The sequence below is a fragment of the Gammaproteobacteria bacterium genome, from assembly GCA_040183005.1.
GTDB lineage: Bacteria > Pseudomonadota > Gammaproteobacteria.
On the sequence record JAMPIW010000001.1, the window covers coordinates 182,590 to 201,596 of the forward strand.

The window sequence follows — 19,007 nt, forward strand, 5'->3', positions numbered from 1 at the left end:
CTTCCATCTGATCAAACGTTAAATTATATCATTGGCGCGCGGGATTAACCGTATGAGCGCGAGCTATGGATCGCAAATTCTGGAGACGCTCTAAAAAATATTGCTAAACTATTGGAAATTTTCTCAAATAGCACTAGAATATGGCGCTTGCTCGATACTTAACTGTTTTCAGTATCGGGAAATGGTGGATATTCGCGTTTATTTTTTTATTAGGATTATAGGAACTGACATGAAACACCCAATTCTCCTTGCTTCTTTATTGGCGCTGTCCTTGGCTGCTTGCGGCAAAAAGGAAGAAACAGCCGAAGTTCCCGCTCCTGAAGCAGCTCCTGCTGCCGAAGCTGCTCCTGCTGCTCCTCCTGCCGAAGCTGCTCCTGCCGCTCCTGCTGCCGAAGCTGCTCCTGCCGCTCCTGCTGCCGAAGCTGCTCCTGCTGCTCCTGCCGCTCCTGCCGCTGGTCAGTAATAAGTTTGTAACTTATAACTTATAGCATTGCTGTTTTTAAAAGCCGGCCTTGGTGCCGGCTTTTATTTTTTCACGCCCATGCTTTTCTCTGTTGCCTGGATCAAATCCAGAACATGCCGGGCATTCGCCCCCAAATCACCCTTTCCAATACGTGATTCCGAACGCACATAGACTGCACTTCCTCCTTGCGGCGAAGACTGCAACCAGACTGTCACATCGTCCTTGAAGCGCCATACCGGCGTGGCTACCACTGCGTGCAAGACCTTGTGCTCAGCGTCAATTCCTGTAATTTCCCACCCCAAACTTTGCGCGGCGTGGCTTACCGCCTCGAACAGGGGTTGCACTGCAATATCGTAATGGCGCGGACGCAGCTCGGGGAAAATCGCGTCATCACGCACTTCCGCCACATGTGTCGTAAGATAGGTCTTGAGCCGGAAGGAAAAGCCTGGCGGCTCGCCCAAGGGCGGATGGTTCCACGCCAGCCCCAATGCCAGCAACACAGCAGGGATGAGCACCACAACCAATACTACTCGCAAGATCAACGATGTTGTCGAAACATCCACTTTTCACCCTCCAAAACCAAGACAATCGCACAAGGCGTCGGTTGCCTGAGTCGTCACCGGCACCCAACCTTCGGCGCCGCTGATGACCGGCAAGTTGCGGCCAACGGTAGTTCTTCCAACTTATGTTCGCATTCCCGTCCGCGTTCCGCAAACGCTTCCAGTAACGATGGCGCTACGCCTTGCACTTCTCTTGTGCAAATGCCGGGGGTAAGCACCGTTCCGTCGGGGATGGAGCTGCGCTGACAACCCGTCATGGCGTCATCGCGTGCTATAATTATTCTGTGCATCTATTTGATATCATTCGATGGGATACGCGCTTTAAAAACTGATGTACACTCAGGCACAGTGTTCACCTTCTGTTTTGTTCCGAGGCGTCCAGGCGATACGCATACGATGCTGAAACGCGGCAGCAATTTGTTTTTGGTATTTTTGATCGTGGTCATCCAGGCGATGTCCCCATTGGTCCATGCGCATGTGGGCGGCAATGACGGTGATGGTCCGGCCGCCGCGATGGGGGTGCATATCCATGTGCTGCCCGCCTATCTAAACGCGGGTGGCGTCGGTAATGACTCGAGCGTTGGTACGGATGCTACAGCCATTGACACAGTGCCTGCCGCCGTCGGAATGCCCATCGGTATCGAAGGCGGTGTGGCTGAGGTTCCGCCTTTCAAGTCGAAGAAGAGCCCACCTACGGGTGTTTCTCCCTCTGTTCCGGTGTTTCCGGCCCCGATGGTGGTACAACACATTGCCCTGGACGACGCCCCTTCATTTCAACCCAGCCCTCACACCGCCCCTTGCGCGCCGCGCGCTCCCCCGCTTATTTAAGCCTGCCTTAACCTCTGGCAGGATATCCTGCCAACGGTGTGTTGCCTTACCTTGCGGGTACGGCGGTGATAATTCCTTTTATTAGTGTGGAGACTTTATGCGATTGATGCCCTTGCGGGGTGCGATGTCGTATGCCCATATCTGGGGTCTGGTGCTTTGGACCTGCCTGACGGGCTATGCCCTGGCAGCACCTCCTGCCGAAGACGCCATCCGTGTGACGGTAGACCCGCATCTAACGCTACATGACGTGACGCAACGGGCCTTTGAGCGTTACCCGCGCCAGCAGGTGATTGCGCCGCGTGGCGAGCAGGTGGATGCGCTGCGCCGTCAGGCGGGCAACCCGCTGGCAGGTCCCACAGCGTTGATATTGCGTCACCAGACCGACCGGATCGGTAGCCAGGACGGGTTGCGCGAGTGGGAGGGCGGTATCCAGATGCCGCTGTGGCTGCTTGGACAGAAGCAGGCGAGAAAGGCGGTCGCCGATCAAGCAGGGGTGGGGCTAAAGGCATTGGAAGGTGCCCTGCGGCTGGAGGTAGCCGGGCAGGTGCGTGAGCGCCTGTGGGATGTGGCATTGATGGAAAATGATCTGGCGTTGGCGGAGCAGCAATGGCGCGCCGCGCAGGCGCTGGAGCAGGATGTGCGCAAGCGCATGGCGGCAGGCGAACTGGCCAGGGTCGATCTGCTGCTGGCGCAGGATGAAACGCTACGCCGCCAGGCGCAATACCTGCGTGCCCACACCGAACTCAAGCACGCGCTGCACCGTTATGAGATGTTGACAGGTATCGAAGCGTTGCCCGCAGTGCGCAACGAAGTCCCGTCAACGCAAACTGCCGTTGCCGACGACCACCCCCTGCTTGCCGATGGTCAAAGCCGCGTGGCGCAGGCCGTCGCCGAGACACAACTGGCCAGGGAGGAGCGGCGCGGCAATCCCCTGCTTACCCTGGGCACCCGGAGTGAGCGGTCAACGCTCAGAAGCGCGGGTAACGACAGCGTCGGCATCGCCCTAACCCTGCCGCTGCACAGCGCGGCCCATGCCGGCCCCCGGCTGGCCGCCTCGGTGGTAGCTCAATCCGAAGCACAGAGTGTGCGCGATGCGCTCAAGCGCGAGCTGGATCTGGCATTGGATGAAGCAGAGCACGCCCTGGCGCTGGCGCGCGCCGAGTTCGATCTGGCCGTCGAGCAAAACCGTCTGGCACAGGAAAACCTGCGCCTGATGAAAAAGGCTTTTGCCATCGGCGAGATTGATCTGGTGGCTCTGCTGCGCGTACAGACCCTGACGTTTGCCGCAGAACGCGCCGAACAGCAGCTTGGACTGCAATTACAAAGAGATATCGCACGCTATAACCAGGCCGCTGGAGAAATACCATGAAAAAAATAAACATTTTGCGGGCCGTAATGGCGGCCTGTTTGCTGGCCATTACAGGGGCCTCCCCTGCGGCGCAGGCCGCTGACGATATCCATTTCACTCCTGCTCAACTCAAGACGCTGGGCATCGTGGTTGCGCCGCTGGAACCGGCGCCGGTGGTATTGAGCAGCCGCTTCCCGGCGCGCGTGGTGATTCCGCCTGCACAGGAACGCGTGGTCAGCGCCTCCCAAAGCGGGCTGGTGGAGGCGCTGCTGGCCGCAGTGGGTGACAAGGTAAGCAAGGGACAACCCCTGGCCACCCTCCGCAGTACAGAGATTGTCACAGAACAAGGCAGCTATCTCCAGGCGTTGACCCAGGTGAGGCTGGCCAAGTCCGAGTTGACGCGCGACGAGCAGTTGTTCAAGGACGGCATCATCGCCGAGCGCCGTTACCTGACCACCAAAAGCCGCCACGAGGAGTTGGCGTCGGCGCTCAATGAGCACCGTCAAACCTTGCGCCTGGCAGGGATGGATGAAGCCGCGTTACGCCGCTTGGAGCAGACGCGGGCGCTGAGCGGTACGCTCACCATAACAGCGCCCATTGCCGGGATCGTGCTGGAGCAAAAGGTGGTGGCCGGGCAGCGCGTGGACCGCCTCGAAGCGCTCTACCGCATGGCACGGCTGGACACGCTGTGGTTGGAGCTGCGCGTGCCGCAGGAGCGGGTAAATGGCCTGGCAATCGGGCAGGGCGTGGAGGTGCCAACCGCATCGGCATCGGGCCGTCTGATCATGATCGGGCGTGACATGGACCCCGAAAACCAGACCGTGCTGCTGCGCGCCGAGATCACGCGTGGCACGGATAGTCTGCGGCCGGGCCAGTTCATCGAGGCGCAACTGGTGGCCTCGGTGGCGGGGCAGCGTTATAGCGTACCTGTCACTGCCGTGGCGCGTAGCGCGAAGCAGAGTGTGATTTTCGTTCAGACCGCACAGGGCTTCCGCGCCCTGCCAGTACAAATCGTCAGCGAACAGAATGGCCGTAGCGTGATCGCGGGCGAGCTGCGTGGCGATGAGCGCATCGCGGTGCGCGGTGTGGCGGCGGTGAAAGGCGCGTGGATGGGATTGGGCGGTAGCGGAGGGCATGAGTGATGTTGTCACGCCTGATCCAATTCGCACTGACCCAGCGCCTGCTGATGATGCTGGTGGTGGCTCTGCTGGTGGGCGGCGGGACGCTGGCCTTCAAAAACCTGCCCATCGACGCCTTCCCGGACGTGTCGTCCACCCAGGTCAAGATCATCATCAAAGCCCCCGGCATGACGCCCGAGGAAGTGGAGGCGCGTATCACCGCGCCCATCGAGGTGGAGATGCTGGGCATTCCCAACCAGACCATGCTGCGCTCCGTGACCAAATACGCGCTCACCGATGTCACCGTAGACTTCGCTGACGGCACGGACATCTATTGGGCACGCCAGCAAGTGACCGAGCGTCTCAACAGTGTGCGCGGCGATCTGCCGCCCGGCATCAGCGGCGGCATAGCGCCGTTGACCACACCGCTGGGCGAGATGTTCATGTTCACCATCGAGGGCGGCGGCCTGTCATTGATGGAGCGGCGCAGCCTGCTCGACTGGGTGATACGCCCGGCGTTGCGTACCGTGCCGGGCGTGGCCGATGTGAACGTACTGGGCGGGCTGGCGCGCGCCTTCGAGGTGGCGCCGGACAACGTGCGCATGACTGCACGCGGCGTTACCCTGCAAATGCTGCAACAGGCGCTGGAGATGAACAACCGCAACGACGGCGCGGGACGCATAAATGACGGCGAAGAGGCATTGCTGGTGCGTGCCGAGGGCCGCATCAAAACCCTCGACGACGCGCGCGCCATCGTGGTCAAAAACGACCGTGGCGTGCCGGTGCGCGTTGCGGATGTCGCCGAGGTGCGCATCGGCGCGCTTACGCGCTATGGCGCGGTGACGCGCAACGGCCAGGGCGAGGCGGTGGAGGGGCTGGTGTTGGGGCTGCGTGGTGCCAACGCCCGGCAGGTGGTGGCGGGGGTGCGCGCCAAGCTCGACGAGATCAAGCCCAGCCTGCCGCCAGGCGTCAGCCTCCAGGTCTTTTATGATCGCGGTCACCTGGTGGAACGCGCCGTCACTACTGTAGCGGAAGCGCTGCTTGAGGCCATCGCGCTGGTGGTGATCCTGCTGGTGCTGTTTCTCGGCAACCTGCGCGCCGCTGTGACGGTGGCCCTCGCGCTGCCCCTGGCCGCGCTGGTCACGTTTATCCTGATGAGCCAGTTCGGCATGTCCGCCAATCTGATGAGCCTGGGTGGACTGGCGATTGCCATCGGCATGCTGGTCGATGCTGCGGTGGTAGTGGTGGAAAACAGCGTCGCGCATCTCGCCCACGAACAGGCCGCGCGCCTGCCGCGCCTGCACGTGATCTACCGCTCGGTGCGCGAGGTCGCGGTGCCGGTTACCGCCGGCATCCTGATCATCATCACCGTGTTCCTGCCGTTGCTCACCCTGCAAGGGCTGGAGGGAAAGCTGTTCAGCCCGGTGGCGCTCACCATCGTGTTCGCGCTGAGCGCCTCGTTGCTGCTGTCGCTCACCGTGATCCCGGTAATTGCCTCGTACCTGCTCAAGAGCACGGGGCACGGCGACCCCTGGCTGGTGCGAACCATTGCCCGGCTATATACGCCACTGCTCGATTGGTCCCTGTCTCATACGCGCACCATTGTCATCGTGGCGCTGGTCGCATTGGCGCTCACCGCAGTGGTTTATACCCAAATCGGCAAGACTTTCATGCCCACCATGGATGAAGGCGACATTATCATCGGCGTGGAAAAACTGCCGTCGATCACGCTCGAACAATCCGCCGCCCTCGACCTCAAGATCCAGCAGGAGATCATGAAGCGTGTGCCGGAGGTGACCGGCATTGTTGCGCGAGTGGGATCGGACGAGATAGGACTCGACCCGATGGGCCTCAATCAGACGGATACCTTTCTCGTGCTCAAACCGCGTGAGCAGTGGCGGATGCAGAGCAAGGAGGCGCTAATTGAGGAGCTGCGCAAAGTAATGGATGGCATTCCTGGCCTGGTCTACAACTTCACCCAGCCTATCGAGATGCGCGTCTCGGAGATGATTATCGGCGTGCGCGGCGACTTGGCCATCAAGCTGTTCGGCACCGACATTGATACACTCAACAAAAAGGCCGAAGAAATCGCCATCGCGGTACGATCCATCAAAGGCAGCCAGGATGTCTACACCACCCGCAATGCAGGCATGCAGTTTCTCAAAATCGACATTGACCGCTTGGCGGCGGGCCGCCTCGGCCTCTCCGTCGACGAGCTGGAAAACACGCTACGCGCCCAGCTTGAAGGCAACCGGGTAGGCACCATCCACGAGGGTATGCGTCGCACCCCACTGATTCTGCGCACTGGCGTGGATTCGCCCGCCACGTTCGCCAACCTGCTCATCACCTTGCCGGATGGTCACAATGTGCCGCTTGCCACCGTGGCAAAACTCACGCGCGTGGAAGGCCCGGTGAAGGTGGATCGCCAGCGCGCCGCGCGTATGGTCATAGTAATCGCCAACGTGCAGGGCCGTGATCTGGTGGGCTTTGTCGAGGAGGCGCGGCGCATGGTCGCGCAACGGGTGCCATTGCCCAGCGGTTACCATCTGGAATGGGGCGGTCAATTCGAAAATCAGCAACGCGCCGCTACGCGCCTGTCCATCGTGGTGCCAGTTGCAATAGGCCTGATTTTCCTGCTGCTGTTTTCCACGTTTGGTTCGGTGCGCCAGTCGATACTGGTGCTGTCCAACATCCCTTTCGCCATGATCGGCGGCGTGTTCGCCCTGTGGCTGTCTGGCGAATATCTCTCGGTGCCCGCCTCGGTGGGCTTTATCGCCCTGCTCGGCATCGCCGTGCTCAACGGCGTGGTGCTGGTGAGCTACTTCAACCAGTTGCGCGCCCAGGGCATGGCGCTGGCCCAAGTAGTGGTGGAAGGCGCCAAGCGCCGCCTGCGGCCAGTGATGATGACCGCTTCGATCACCGCCTTCGGCCTCGCGCCGCTGCTATTCGCCACTGGCCCCGGCTCGGAAATCCAGCGACCGCTGGCGATAGTCGTGATCGGCGGGCTGATCACATCCACCCTTCTTACGCTGGTATTGCTGCCGATTTTGTACCGGCGTTTCGGAGAGCCACGTTGAACCTGATTGATTGATTGAGGACAACATCATGAATGAATGTCTGCTTGTGATTATCGCCACTCCGACAATCGAAGACGCGCTGGTGGACTGGCTACTTACCCGTGAGGGAATGAATGGTTTCACAAGCCTGAAGATAGACGGCCACGGCACCGGACACCAGTGTCTGAGCATAGCTGAACAGGTCACAGGCCGGAGCCGAAAACTGATGTTTCAATGTCACCTCCCCATCGAGGTGGCGCGGGACATAATCGAAGGGCTTAAACGTGACTTCGCCGGTAGCGGCTTGCACTACTGGATGGTGCCGGTGCTGGAGGCGGGACGGTTGGAGTGAAGATGGAGGATGACGGCAAAGCTACGGCGTCATGTTGGTTCCAATGCAAAGGTGTATTTACCCCCCCTCTCCCGCAAGGCGGGAGAGGGTTGGGGAGAGGGTGGATTATGCTTCCAGCGCCTGCTTGAGCTTTTTCATGGCGCTCTTTTCCAGTTGGCGGATGCGCTCAGCCGAGACCTGGTATTTGTCGGCCAGGTCATGCAGGGTAGCCTTGTCCTCGGCCAGCCAGCGGCGCTGAAGGATGTCCTGGCTGCGCTTGTCCAGCGCGGTGAGGGCGTTACGCAAACGTTCCGTTCCACGCGACTCCCAATCGCTGTTCTCCAGCACTAGCGAAGGATCCGCCTGCACGTCCGCCAGATAGGCCGCAGGGGCTATGTTGGTGGAGTCGGCATCTTCAGTCTCGCTATAGGGGTCGAAGGAAGCGTCGTAGCCGTTCATGCGCATTTCCATTTCCCGCACTACTTCCGAACTTACGTCCAATTTCTTGGCGAGAGCATCGACCTCCTCGCGGCTGAACCAGCCGAGGTGCGTCTTGGAGCTGCGCAGATTGAAGAACAGCTTGCGCTGTGCCTTGGTGGTCGCCACCCGCACGATGCGCCAGTTGCGCAGAATGAATTCGTGCATTTCGGCGCGCACCCAATGCACGGCGAACGACACCAGGCGCACATTCATGGTGGGGTCAAAATGTTTGACCGCCTTCATCAGGCCGATGTTGCCTTCCTGGATGAGGTCCGCCTGCGCCAGGCCATAACCGCTATAGCCGCGCGCGACATGCACTACAAAGCGCAGGTGCGACATGACCAGATGCCGGGCGGCATCCAGATCATTATCATTGCGCAGGCGTAGGGCGAGTTCGTGCTCAACTTCCGCAGTCAATATAGGTATGCGTGCCACCGCTTGTGTGTAGGCCTCGATACTGCCTACTGGCGGCAACACTATATCCAATAGCATGGTTTTGTTCATTGCTGTACCCCCCTCTCCATTTTAGAGTTATGGTGTGTATATAGCAGTTTTTCCGGTCCCATGATTTGATCTATCTCAAGAAATCACAAAGTAGGTGCCAATATTAGCACTCACAGCGTTAGAGTGCTAACCCGGAAAAATGTTCCATTGAACCTAAAAACGGCCGTTTTTAGGTTCAAACCGTCAATCAGGTTCAACCGCCCGCAAATGCTTGCCCACCGCCAACCACGATCCAAGCAGGCCGAGCAGTGTGCCCGAGGTTAGCAGCAACAGGGTGGTCCAGACATCCAGCATACCCAAGGCGAAGGCGCTGTCATACAAGGCCGACACCTTCCTCACCGGCTCATCCAGCAGCAGCAGTGCGAGACTGACCAGCCCCCAGGCGATGATGCCGCCCAGCAATCCGTACCAGACCCCGGCATATAAAAAGGGGCGGCGCACGAAGCCATCGGTGGCGCCGATCAGTTTGGTAATCGCGATTTCATCACGGTTGCTCTGGACTCCCAAACGGATGGTATTCCCCACAATCAGCAGCACTGCCAGCCCCAGTAATACGGCGAGGATCTCCACGCCGCGTTTGGCGATTTCAAGCACCGCGTGCAGGCGCTGTACCCACTGGATATCGAGTTGGACAAAATCCGCTTCCGGAAGTTTTCGCAGCGACGCCTGTAAATGTTCGACGGCCACCGGGTCAGCATACCCCGCAGCCGGCTGGATTACCAGTACGGAAGGTAGGGGATTTTCCTCCAGGGCGCGCAGGGTGTCGTCAAAACCGGAAAGTTTTCTGAATTCCTCCAGCGCCTGGGCCGCCGGGACAGGCGTAATCATGGCGATATCCGGTCGGTCATGCAAACGCTTTGCCAGATCGGCCATGGCCTGGTCGCCCACTTCTTTTTTGAGAAACACCGAGATTTGCGCTACATCATCCCAACCCGCGCTGAGTTGCTGGGCATTTTTCAGCACAGCATACAGACCGGCGGGGAAGGCCAAGGTGATGCCGATCACCACCATAGTCATGACGCTGGACAGCGGCGCGCGACTGATCTGGCCCAGGCTGTAAAAGAAGGCGTAGAGGTGGTTTAGGAAATAGTTTTTTATACGCATTAATACGTTACATATCTTTTTCGGTGATTGGACGCACCCTACACTTGCTGATTCACCAGACCGCCCTTTTCCAGGTGCAGAATACGTGAACGGAAGCGGGTGATGAGATCGACGTTATGGCTGACGATCAGTACGGTGACGCCAACCTGGTTGAATTGCCCGAATAACCCCATCACCTCCGCCGCCAGATCGGGGTCGAGGTTGCCGGTGGGTTCGTCGGCGAGTAGCAGCGCCGGTTTGTTGACGACGGCGCGGGCGATGCCGACGCGTTGCTGCTCGCCGCTAGAGAGCGTCACCGGATGTTGTTTCTCCTTGCCCAGCAGCCCCACTTTGTCGAGTGCAGCGCGCACCCGGCGGGCGATTTCCTGGTGGTTGTGCAGACCGGCGATCACCAGCGGCAGGGCCACGTTGTCGAACACGGTGCGCTCATTGATGAGCTTGTGGTCCTGGAAGATCATGCCGATCTGGCGCCGTATCGCAGGGACATGGCGGCGGCCCAGCTTGCCGAGATTCTTGCCGTTGACCATCACCTGCCCAGTGGTGGGCCGCTCGATACAGGTGATGAGCTTGAGCAGGGTGCTTTTGCCCGCCCCGGAGTGCCCGGTGAGAAAGGCCATCTCCCCAGACTTTAGCTCGAAACTGACATTGTTCAGGGCCTGATGGCCGCCGGGGTAGCGCTTGGTGACATTGGTGAATTGGATCATGTTTTATAAAGCAGCAGGTTGCAGGAGGGCTGTCAGTTCCGAAGGGTCCATTAAAAAATGGGTTGTGTTGCTACGCAACGCTTGGCGGGTTACGCAAAAAACGCTAACCCGCCCTACATTTTGATTTAACCCGAATGTTTCATAAATTCGCGTGATGATCGCGCCGGATTTTGATTGATAGGGGGATTTTGTGAAGAAGCGTCGTAGTGATTCATACGGCCGACTGAACAAAATTCCCATAGCGATCAAAAGACCAGCGAGGGCGCGCGTTAATTTATGAAACATTCGGGTTAAGTAAGCGCCATTCATGTCAGCTCCATCTTTATCTTCTTGCCACCCCTTCGTCCCCCAGCAGCGCGTCAACAAATTCCGCAGCATCGAATTCGCGCAGATCGTCGATGCCTTCACCGACGCCGATAAAGCGGATCGGCAGGCCCGTTTTTTGCGCGATGGCGAAGATGATGCCGCCCTTGGCGGTGCCGTCCAGCTTGGTAAGGGTGATGCCGGTCAGGCCTACCGCCTGGCCGAATTGCTGGGCCTGGTTGAGCGCATTCTGGCCTATGCCTGCGTCAACCACCAGCATCACCTCATGCGGGGCGTCGGGGTCGAGTTTGGCGATGACGCGTTTGATCTTTTTCAGTTCTTCCATGAGGTTGGTCTGGGTGTGCAGCCGGCCCGCCGTGTCGGCGATCAGCACGTCCACGCCGCGCGCCTTGGCGGCCTGGAGGGCGTCGTAAGCCACCGAGGCGGGGTCGGCGCCCTGTTTCTGGGCGATCACCGGGATACCGTTGCGCTCGCCCCAGACCTGCAACTGCTCCACCGCCGCAGCGCGGAAGGTGTCGCCCGCAGCAAGCATGACGGAATGCCCTTGGCTCTGGAGGCGCTTGGCGAGTTTGCCGATGGTGGTGGTCTTGCCCGCGCCGTTAATCCCTACCATGAGCAGCACAAAGGGCGCTTTGCGGTCCTCGGGAATCACAAGGGGCTTGCCGCACGGTTGCAAAATCGCCAGCATATCCTCGCGCAACGCGGCAAACAGGGCATCGGCGTCGGCGAGCTGTTTGCGCGCCACCCGCGCTGTCAGATCACCGATGATCTTGCGCGTGGCGTCCACGCCGACATCCGCGCTCAGCAACCGGGTTTCGAGGTCTTCCAGCACCTCCGCGTCGATCTGCTTTTTGCCCAGCACCAAGCTGGCCAGGCCTTCAGTCAGGCCCTGGCGGGTGCGCGTTAGGCGATTTTTCAGGCGATCGAATAGTCCTGCGGACTGCTCAACAGGCGTTGCAACGTCCGGGGCTGTAGTCGTATCGGGCGGAATTTTATCGTCGCCCTTTTTTTTCAGGAAACCAAACATGCTATTCTCGGTCAATAAGCTCAGTGTCTGAGATCAGGCGTGATGATGCATGACATTCTAACATCATTCAGGCCCCGGTTTCAGCCTGGAAAGCTGCCAGCTTCAAGACAACAACAAGGACCACATCTATATGCCGATACGCTTCCTGTTATTCACCGCCGTTCTCAGTCTGTCTCTCATGCCATCCGCCCAGGCGGAGAATGCCTTACGTGAAACCACGCTGGACAATGGTTTGCGAGTCATCGTCAAAGAGGATCATCGCGCCCCGGTGATGGTGTCGCAGGTCTGGTACAAGGTGGGCAGCAGCTACGAGCACGACGGCATCACCGGCGTCTCCCACGTGCTGGAGCACATGATGTTCAAGGGTACTACCACACGTCCGGCGGGGGAGTTTTCGCGCATCATCGCCGCCAACGGCGGGCGTGAGAACGCCTTTACCGGCCAGGACTACACCGCCTATTTCCAGCAAATGGAGAAAAGCCGCCTCAAGGTGAGCTTTGAGCTGGAGGCGGATCGCATGCGCAATCTGCTGCTGCAACCAGAGGAATTCGCCAAAGAGATCAAGGTGGTGATGGAGGAGCGCCGTCTGCGCACCGACGATGAGCCACAGTCTCTGACCCAGGAGCAGTTCACCGCCGCCGCCTTTGTCAACAGCCCCTATCGTCATCCCATTATTGGCTGGATGGATGACCTGGAAAATCTGCATGCTGAAGATCTGCGTGAGTGGTACCAGAAATGGTATGCCCCGAACAACGCCACGGTCGTGGTGGTGGGCGATGTGAAGGCCGACGAGGTATTCAAGCTGGCCAGGCAGTATTTCGGCCCGCTCAAATCCAGCAAGATCACCCCCGACAAGCCGCGCAAGGAAGTAGAACAAAAGGGCGTGCGCCGCGTCACCGTCAAGGCCCCGGCGGAGCTGCCTTATTTGCTGATGGGCTACAAGGTGCCGGTCATCAAGACCACCAAGGAAAGCTGGGAGCCGTATGCGCTGGAGATGCTGGCCGGTGTGCTGGATGGCGGTGACAGCGCGCGCTTCGCCAAAGAGTTGGTGCGCGGATCACAAATCGCCGCCGAAGCGGGTGCGGGCTACAATATGTATAACCGCGGCGCGGATGTATTCAACTTCGCCGGCACGCCGTCCCAGGATCGCAGCGTAGCGGATCTGGAGCAGGCGATCCGCGGTCAGATCAAGCGTCTCCAGGACGAGCCGGTGAGCGCGCAGGAGCTTGCCCGCATCAAGGCGCAGGTTATCGCCAGCAAGGTCTACGAACTGGACTCGCCGTTTTACCAGGCCATGCAGATCGGCACACTGGTCACAGTGGGGCTGGACCCCAAGCTGCTCGATGAGTATGTCGACAAGCTCAGCGCCATCACCCCTGAACAGATCCAGCAGGTGGCGCGCAAATATCTTGTCGACGACGGCCTCACCGTGGCGGTGCTCGATCCGCAGCCGATGAGCGATAAACCGGCGCATGGCGCAATGCCTGCCGGAGGAGGTCGCCATGGTCGTTAATCTCCATATGGCCAATTCCCCGACCATTCAGCCCAGGAAGCAATATCCTATGTTCCAGAATGCAAAAAAAACGGTAGTGTTTACGGTTGTCGCAGTATTCAGCCTGTTATCCCCAACCTTTGCCGGCGCCGCCCCCGCGATCCAGCAATGGCAGACTGCCAACGGCGCGCGCGTCTATTTCGTGCCTGCGCCGGAGCTGCCGATAGTCGATGTGCGCGTCATGTTCGACGCGGGCGGTGCGCGCAACGAGGGCAAGGGTGGTCTGGCGCAACTTACCAGCGGCCTGCTTAACGATGGCGCGGGTGATTTGAACGCCGACCAGATTGCGGAGCGCTTCGGCGATCTGGGCGCGCAATTCGCCACCGCTGCCGAGCTGGACAGCGCCACGGTCAGCCTGCGCAGCCTGAGCAAACCGGAGGTGCTGCAACCGGCCCTCGACACCCTGGCGCTGATCCTGCGTCAGCCCACCTTTCCGCAGGACGCCTTCGAGCGCGTGCGCAAGCGCATGCTGATTGGCCTGCGTCAGCAGCAGCAATCACCGGATGCCATTGCCGACAAGGCGTTCGACAAGGCCATGTATGGCGATCACCCCTATGGCGCGCCACCGCTGGGCACTGAGGAATCGCTCAATGCGCTCACCCGCGATGACGCCGTCAACCACCACAGCCGCTACTATGTGGCACGCAATGCCGTGGTGGCCATCGTTGGCGCGCTGGATCGCGCACAGGCACAAGCGCTGGCCGATGCACTGGTGGGCAAGCTGCCGGAGGGCGAGCCTGCGCCTGCCTTGCCCAAGGTGAACGATTTGACGGCATCCCAATCCGTCAACATCGAATACCCTTCAGCGCAAACCCACATCCTCTCCGGCCAGCCGGGCATGAGCCGCAACGACCCCGATTATTTCGCGCTGTACGTGGGCAACCACACCCTGGGCGGCAGCGGGCTGGTGTCACGTCTGAGTGAGGAAGTCCGCGAAAAGCGCGGCTTGTCATATAGCGCTTACAGCTATTTTATGCCGCTGCGCGACCGGGGGCCGTTCACCATGGGCTTGCAAACCCGTTCCGATCAGGCCGATGAAGCGCTCAAGGTGATGCGCGACACGCTGGCTACCTTCGTGGAAAAAGGCCCCACCGCCAAGGAACTCGAAGCCTCAAAGAAAAACATCACCGGCGGTTTCCCGCTGCGCATCGACACCAATAAAAAGATTGTCGATTACATCGGCATGATCGGTTTTTACAACATGCCGTTGAACTACCTCGATGCCTTTATCGCTAAGGTGGACGCCGTCACCCTGCCGCAAATACAGGATGCCTTCAAGCGGCGCATCCAGCCTGACAAAATGGTGACGGTAGTCGTGGGCCGCTCGGCTGCGCAGAAGTAAGCGAGGAAAGTTTCTGATTTAATTCGGTGTATTTTTCCCCTCTCCCGCAAGGCGGGGGAGGGTTGGGGAGAGGGTGTATATAATTCTCTCGATTAAATCGCAATTAAACAGGTTCGCAGCGGCCTCACAACCCAATATCAAACCCCACCCGCCCGCATTTCTTCCCTGCAAGCTCGCAGGCAAATCGTAAGGCGTGCTCCCAGGTAAAGCCGTTCAAACGGGCGTGAATGATGCCCGCGTTGAATGTGTCGCCCGCGCCCAGGGTGTCAATCACTACAGATGGAGGAAAGGCGGGGCTGTGGTGCGTTTTTCCGTCCCGCGTCAGGCCATACGCACCATCCTCACCCCAGGCGCACACTAGATTGGCGTGTGGTGCGAGGTTGCGCGCGTGGCGCAAAAAAGCGCCGGCATCTTCGATGCCGCACGACTGGGCGTAGTTGCGCGAGAACAACAGCACATCGGCGAGGGGAAACAGGTTCTCGATAGCGTCGCGCGGTTTTTCGATCTCGACCGAGCGCGGAGTGCAGGGCGTTACGGCGCGAGCCAGCTCCAACATGCGGCGTGTTTCGTCAACTGCGCGCCCTTCGAAGTGCAGCCAGTCAAAAGCGGACAAGTCGACGCGGCTGAAGTCGTCAAAGCTATATTCGGGGAGGTAACGGTAATGAATGATAGTGCGTGAACCGTTGCGTCGGTTCAGCGCAATGTACGAGGTCGGCACCTTGCCCTGCGCCTCCTGGCGGCAGGCGCGTGTATCAATGCGGTGACGGGAGAGATCTTCCAGGATGCGCTTGCCGTCCGGCTCGTCCGCCAGCACTCCGCCCCAGGCGCAAGCATGTCCAAGCTGGCTCAGCACGACCAGGGTATTGGTGGCATTGCCGCCACGGCAAATACGCTGGGTTAATGCGCGGACCTCGCTATCTTCCGCGGGAAAGCCATCCACGGTATTGATGATGTCCAGGGTGGCGATGCCGACACCGAGTATTCGCGTCATGGGCCGGGACGGGCTTATTCGCGAGGCGCGGCTCGCAATACGGCGAGCGGCATATACCAGATGCTTAGCAGTTCAAACACTACCCACTCCACCATGACAATGGGGTACCACCACACGGTGAGATCGAACTTGTAGGTGGCATAAAGCCACAGAACGTTCCAAACATAAACACCGTGCAGCAGCGCAAGTAAAATTGGCAGCGCTGTCAATTTCGCTCCGCAATTGCTGCAAAAGATGGGTATCCATAAGTCGGCGCGGAACTTGTCTTTGAAGGTAATGCTGTGTGTTTGGCAGCGTGGGCAGGGGAAGTTGTGCATGGTCATCTCAATTTGCTGCGGGAGATAAAAGTTCTACCATAAAGTCAGCGGCCTCGTCCATTCAGCCCAGATTGTCCATTAGGCGAAATAGAGCGCACACCGCCGTTCGTGGTGAGCTGGTCGAACCATGAACGGCCCTTCGACAGGCTCAGGGCGAATGGTTTTTGGGTAATGGACAATCTGTGCTCGAGGCGGCTTGTCAGTGCAACACGCGCGGCGCGGCGAGCGTGAATGGAGAGATTTCCGCGTCAAAATGTCCGCCGTCATCGGCGACCATCTGATAACTACCCTCCATCGTGCCGACCGGGGTTTCGATAATCGCACCGCTGGTATACTGGAATTCATCGCCCGGCTTAAGATGTGGCTGCTCGCCGACCACCCCTTCGCCGCGTACTTCCTGCACCTTGCCATTGGCATCGGTGATAACCCAGTGACGGGTCATGAGTTTGGCCGCCACCTCCCCGGCATTGCGGATGGTGATGCGGTAGGCAAATACATACTGGTCCCGCTCCGGGATAGACTGATCCTCGATGTAAAAGGATTCCGCCTGGACCTGCACGTTGTAATCACTGTTCATAAACTTGTCTCATCTAAGGGCGGCGCACCTGATAAAATGACCCATCCAAACTTCCGGGATATCCGCCATGCGCGCCGACGTCACCATCTACCATAATCCGCATTGTAGCAAATCACGGCAAACGCTCCAGCTTTTGCGGGATAAGGGTATCGAACCGCTCGTCATCGAATACCTGAAAGATCCGCCCAGCAAGGCCGGGCTGAAAAAGATTCTCTCCCTCCTTGGCATGGCACCGCGCGATTTGATGCGCAAGCAGGAGGCGATATACAAGGAGGCGGGGCTGGATGATCCAGCGTTGACACGTGATGAGCTGATCGCAGCTATGGTTGCGCATCCCATCCTGATTGAGCGGCCCATCGTGGTGGTTGATGGCAAGGCGGCGGTGGGACGTCCGCCGGAAGCTGTGCTGGATATTCTTTAATACCGAGGTGGGTCATGCCCCGCCCGGCTTTCCTTTCCAGCGAGCAGCCCGCATGAAGCGATAGCGCAATCCGGGACTCGCCACTCCGTCGCACCCCGGATTGCGTGTTACTCCATCCGGGCTACTTGCTCCATCCGGGCTACTTGCTGTGTCACTGGACGGTAATTCAATCACACAATGAAGATGCTCGGGCAACACAACCATGGATCAGAAATGGGTGACGTGTTTGCACTGATCTCACAACACTTCGTAAGGTATTAACCCAGATTGTCCATTAGCCCCAAAACCGTTCGCCCTGAGCCTGTCGAAGGGCCGTTCATGGTTCGACCAGATCGCCACGAACGGCGTTGTGCGCTCTATTTCGCCTAATGGACAATCTGGGATTAATGTGGCGGGCCAGCAGATTATTTCCATGTCTTTGCACAGCAGGTTGACAGACCGGCACCTAAAGCGTCGTGCGCAAAGCGCACCTACCCTATTGCCCGAAAGATTTAGGCGAATTTTTGCACGATTTCATTTATCGCAGCTACCACTGCGGGCCGAACCTTGTAGAGGTCCTGGTGTTTCAGCCGACGAGATGGTTGCCCTGTAGCCTGCTGTACCGGATGCGCGGTCGATGACTGAATTCGTAAGTCATGCAGCGCCTTGAACCCTGCGCATACCAAGGGGTAAGCGATTTGGGCAGCGGCGTCCTTTAGTGCATGGCCGTACTTGGGGCGCTGAGCGTTGGGCTTCACCTGCCGATAGATTGAGGTGTATATAAGATCAGAAGTGTCCGGTAATTTAATTGAATAGATTCAATTGGTTATTGTCTTTCTGCATGCTCATTTGCGTCTCCGCATTTTTAAGTAATTGATCGAGTGGCGTTTTCTCGAAAAGAGTCAGGCTCAAAATCTGTAGGATTGTGTAAAGCGAAGCCTCGGTATTGAGCCGCTTTTTCACGATGGCGACCAAGACGTAAACCGCGATGGCGATCCATATTTGCGTCTTGACTGCATTCTCGGTGGTGCCATAGAACCGCTTGATTCGAAGATGCTGTTTGATCCACTTGAAGAATAGCTCGACCTGCCAGCGGCAACGATAAAGCTGAGCGATGGTCAGCGCAGGCAGGTCGAAGTTGTTGGTCAGAAAGACCAGAAACCTGTCGTGTTCGGCATCGTAGAACTTGATGCGTCGCAGGTGCTGCGGGTAATCCTTGCTGGCCTTGCGAGCAGTCAATGCAATGGTCTGGTCGCAGCGCAGTCCAGTGGACTTGTCCACGGTGCGAGAGTAGACGCGACGAAAGAGCAGATTGGATTTGCCACGGATGACAAAGAACGCCTGTGCTTGATGCAGGGTGAACCAGCGAGCGAAGTCGGTGAAGCCACGATCCATGATGTAAAAGCTGCCGGCTTCGGGTATCAGGATATCGAGCACATTGACCTCGTGCATCTTGCCATCGCTGATGTGGATGAAGGTTGGAATGTTGCCGCGCAGGTCGAGCAGCGTATGCATCTTGACGGCAGCTTTGGTGGAGCGGAAGCGTGCCCACGGAAAGACGCTCAAGCACAGGTCGATGGTCGTGGTATCGAGTGCGTAGACCGTCTGTTCCAGTTCGACCGCAAAGCTGTCGCTGGCGTAAAGCTTTCTGGCGGTCTGGATTAAGCTCATCGCGAAATCCGCGTAGATGCGACGGTCGCGTTGCTCGTTGGCATCGGCCAGCGTGCTCTTGGCGATGTTGCCTCGTATGCCCAAGTGATAGAGCTTGGCTTGGTGGGCGCGCAGACAGGTTTCGATGTCGCGCAGGCTTTCGCGGTAAGTCAGCTGCGCGAACGCCATGCAGAGAAATTGATCGAGATGCGAAAAAGTCTTGGTGGGATATTTGGAAGGGTAGCGCTGCACGCAGCGACGGAATGTGTGAAGGGGCAAATGCTCCATGAGTTGTGCGAACACCAACTGGCCTGAATACATGACGGAAACT

At 58.7% G+C, this 19,007-nt stretch carries 20 protein-coding genes; 9 read left to right on the forward strand and 11 right to left on the reverse strand.

Going from position 1 to position 19,007, the window contains the following annotated elements; all coding sequences use genetic code 11:
* The first annotated feature begins 229 nt into the window (after positions 1 to 229).
* Positions 230 to 463: a hypothetical protein gene (locus tag M3A44_00900; GenBank protein MEQ6340226.1), complete on the forward strand. Its 234-nt coding sequence runs from the start codon at positions 230 to 232 to the stop codon at positions 461 to 463.
* Positions 464 to 525: 62 nt separating this feature from the next.
* On the opposite strand, the gene M3A44_00905 is transcribed toward M3A44_00900, so the two are convergent.
* Positions 526 to 1,026: a DUF1499 domain-containing protein gene (locus tag M3A44_00905; GenBank protein ID MEQ6340227.1), complete on the reverse strand. Its 501-nt coding sequence runs from the start codon at positions 1,024 to 1,026 to the stop codon at positions 526 to 528.
* A gap of 53 nt (positions 1,027 to 1,079) precedes the next feature.
* Complete coding sequence (locus M3A44_00910) at positions 1,080 to 1,313, reverse strand: hypothetical protein (protein ID MEQ6340228.1); 234 nt, start codon at positions 1,311 to 1,313, stop codon at positions 1,080 to 1,082.
* Between the two features lie 106 nt (positions 1,314 to 1,419).
* Between M3A44_00910 and M3A44_00915 the strand changes: the two genes are divergently transcribed.
* From M3A44_00915 to M3A44_00935, 5 genes are all read left to right on the forward strand, one after another.
* Positions 1,420 to 1,851: a hypothetical protein gene (locus M3A44_00915; protein MEQ6340229.1), complete on the forward strand. Its 432-nt coding sequence runs from the start codon at positions 1,420 to 1,422 to the stop codon at positions 1,849 to 1,851.
* A 97-nt stretch (positions 1,852 to 1,948) separates the two neighbouring features.
* Positions 1,949 to 3,220, forward strand: a complete 1,272-nt coding sequence (locus M3A44_00920; GenBank protein ID MEQ6340230.1) for a TolC family protein — start codon at positions 1,949 to 1,951, stop codon at positions 3,218 to 3,220.
* On the forward strand, positions 3,217 to 4,341 hold the full coding sequence (locus M3A44_00925; GenBank protein MEQ6340231.1) for an efflux RND transporter periplasmic adaptor subunit: 1,125 nt from the start codon (positions 3,217 to 3,219) through the stop codon (positions 4,339 to 4,341). Before M3A44_00920 ends, M3A44_00925 begins: the two co-directional genes overlap by 4 nt.
* Entirely contained in the window at positions 4,341 to 7,394 is a 3,054-nt protein-coding gene (locus M3A44_00930; protein MEQ6340232.1) for a CusA/CzcA family heavy metal efflux RND transporter, read from the forward strand. Before M3A44_00925 ends, M3A44_00930 begins: the two co-directional genes overlap by 1 nt.
* Positions 7,395 to 7,422: 28 nt before the next feature.
* Positions 7,423 to 7,725, forward strand: a complete 303-nt coding sequence (locus M3A44_00935) for a DUF3240 family protein (protein ID MEQ6340233.1) — start codon at positions 7,423 to 7,425, stop codon at positions 7,723 to 7,725.
* A 105-nt stretch (positions 7,726 to 7,830) separates the two neighbouring features.
* Here M3A44_00935 and rpoH read toward each other — a convergent pair whose 3' ends face one another.
* The 5 genes from rpoH to ftsY form a co-directional block, all read right to left on the reverse strand.
* Entirely contained in the window at positions 7,831 to 8,688 is an 858-nt protein-coding gene (gene rpoH, locus M3A44_00940; GenBank protein MEQ6340234.1) for an RNA polymerase sigma factor RpoH, read from the reverse strand.
* 183 nt (positions 8,689 to 8,871) lie between these two features.
* Complete coding sequence (gene ftsX / locus M3A44_00945) at positions 8,872 to 9,792, reverse strand: permease-like cell division protein FtsX (GenBank protein MEQ6340235.1); 921 nt, start codon at positions 9,790 to 9,792, stop codon at positions 8,872 to 8,874.
* 38 nt (positions 9,793 to 9,830) lie between these two features.
* The gene (gene ftsE / locus M3A44_00950; protein MEQ6340236.1) at positions 9,831 to 10,496 is read right to left on the reverse strand and encodes a cell division ATP-binding protein FtsE; all 666 of its coding nucleotides are present in this window, start codon (positions 10,494 to 10,496) and stop codon (positions 9,831 to 9,833) included.
* Positions 10,497 to 10,499: 3 nt separating this feature from the next.
* Complete coding sequence (locus M3A44_00955) at positions 10,500 to 10,805, reverse strand: hypothetical protein (GenBank protein ID MEQ6340237.1); 306 nt, start codon at positions 10,803 to 10,805, stop codon at positions 10,500 to 10,502.
* 13 nt (positions 10,806 to 10,818) lie between these two features.
* Positions 10,819 to 11,862, reverse strand: coding sequence for a signal recognition particle-docking protein FtsY (gene ftsY / locus M3A44_00960; protein ID MEQ6340238.1), 1,044 nt, complete (start codon positions 11,860 to 11,862; stop codon positions 10,819 to 10,821).
* 115 nt (positions 11,863 to 11,977) lie between these two features.
* Between ftsY and M3A44_00965 the strand changes: the two genes are divergently transcribed.
* Positions 11,978 to 13,360, forward strand: coding sequence for an insulinase family protein (locus M3A44_00965; protein MEQ6340239.1), 1,383 nt, complete (start codon positions 11,978 to 11,980; stop codon positions 13,358 to 13,360).
* On the forward strand, positions 13,350 to 14,741 hold the full coding sequence (locus tag M3A44_00970) for an insulinase family protein (protein ID MEQ6340240.1): 1,392 nt from the start codon (positions 13,350 to 13,352) through the stop codon (positions 14,739 to 14,741). Before M3A44_00965 ends, M3A44_00970 begins: the two co-directional genes overlap by 11 nt.
* Before the next feature lie 124 nt (positions 14,742 to 14,865).
* On the opposite strand, the gene M3A44_00975 is transcribed toward M3A44_00970, so the two are convergent.
* The 3 genes from M3A44_00975 to apaG form a co-directional block, all read right to left on the reverse strand.
* Positions 14,866 to 15,732 (reverse strand): PfkB family carbohydrate kinase, encoded by an 867-nt coding sequence (locus M3A44_00975; protein MEQ6340241.1) that lies wholly within the window; start codon positions 15,730 to 15,732, stop codon positions 14,866 to 14,868.
* A gap of 14 nt (positions 15,733 to 15,746) precedes the next feature.
* The gene (locus tag M3A44_00980; protein ID MEQ6340242.1) at positions 15,747 to 16,055 is read right to left on the reverse strand and encodes a hypothetical protein; all 309 of its coding nucleotides are present in this window, start codon (positions 16,053 to 16,055) and stop codon (positions 15,747 to 15,749) included.
* Between the two features lie 193 nt (positions 16,056 to 16,248).
* Positions 16,249 to 16,626, reverse strand: coding sequence for a Co2+/Mg2+ efflux protein ApaG (gene apaG / locus M3A44_00985; GenBank protein MEQ6340243.1), 378 nt, complete (start codon positions 16,624 to 16,626; stop codon positions 16,249 to 16,251).
* Between the two features lie 67 nt (positions 16,627 to 16,693).
* Between apaG and arsC the strand changes: the two genes are divergently transcribed.
* On the forward strand, positions 16,694 to 17,047 hold the full coding sequence (gene arsC, locus M3A44_00990; protein MEQ6340244.1) for an arsenate reductase (glutaredoxin): 354 nt from the start codon (positions 16,694 to 16,696) through the stop codon (positions 17,045 to 17,047).
* A gap of 783 nt (positions 17,048 to 17,830) precedes the next feature.
* Here the strand turns inward: arsC and M3A44_00995 are convergent.
* Positions 17,831 to 18,997: an IS4 family transposase gene (locus tag M3A44_00995; GenBank protein MEQ6340245.1), complete on the reverse strand. Its 1,167-nt coding sequence runs from the start codon at positions 18,995 to 18,997 to the stop codon at positions 17,831 to 17,833.
* Positions 18,998 to 19,007 lie beyond the last annotated feature (10 nt).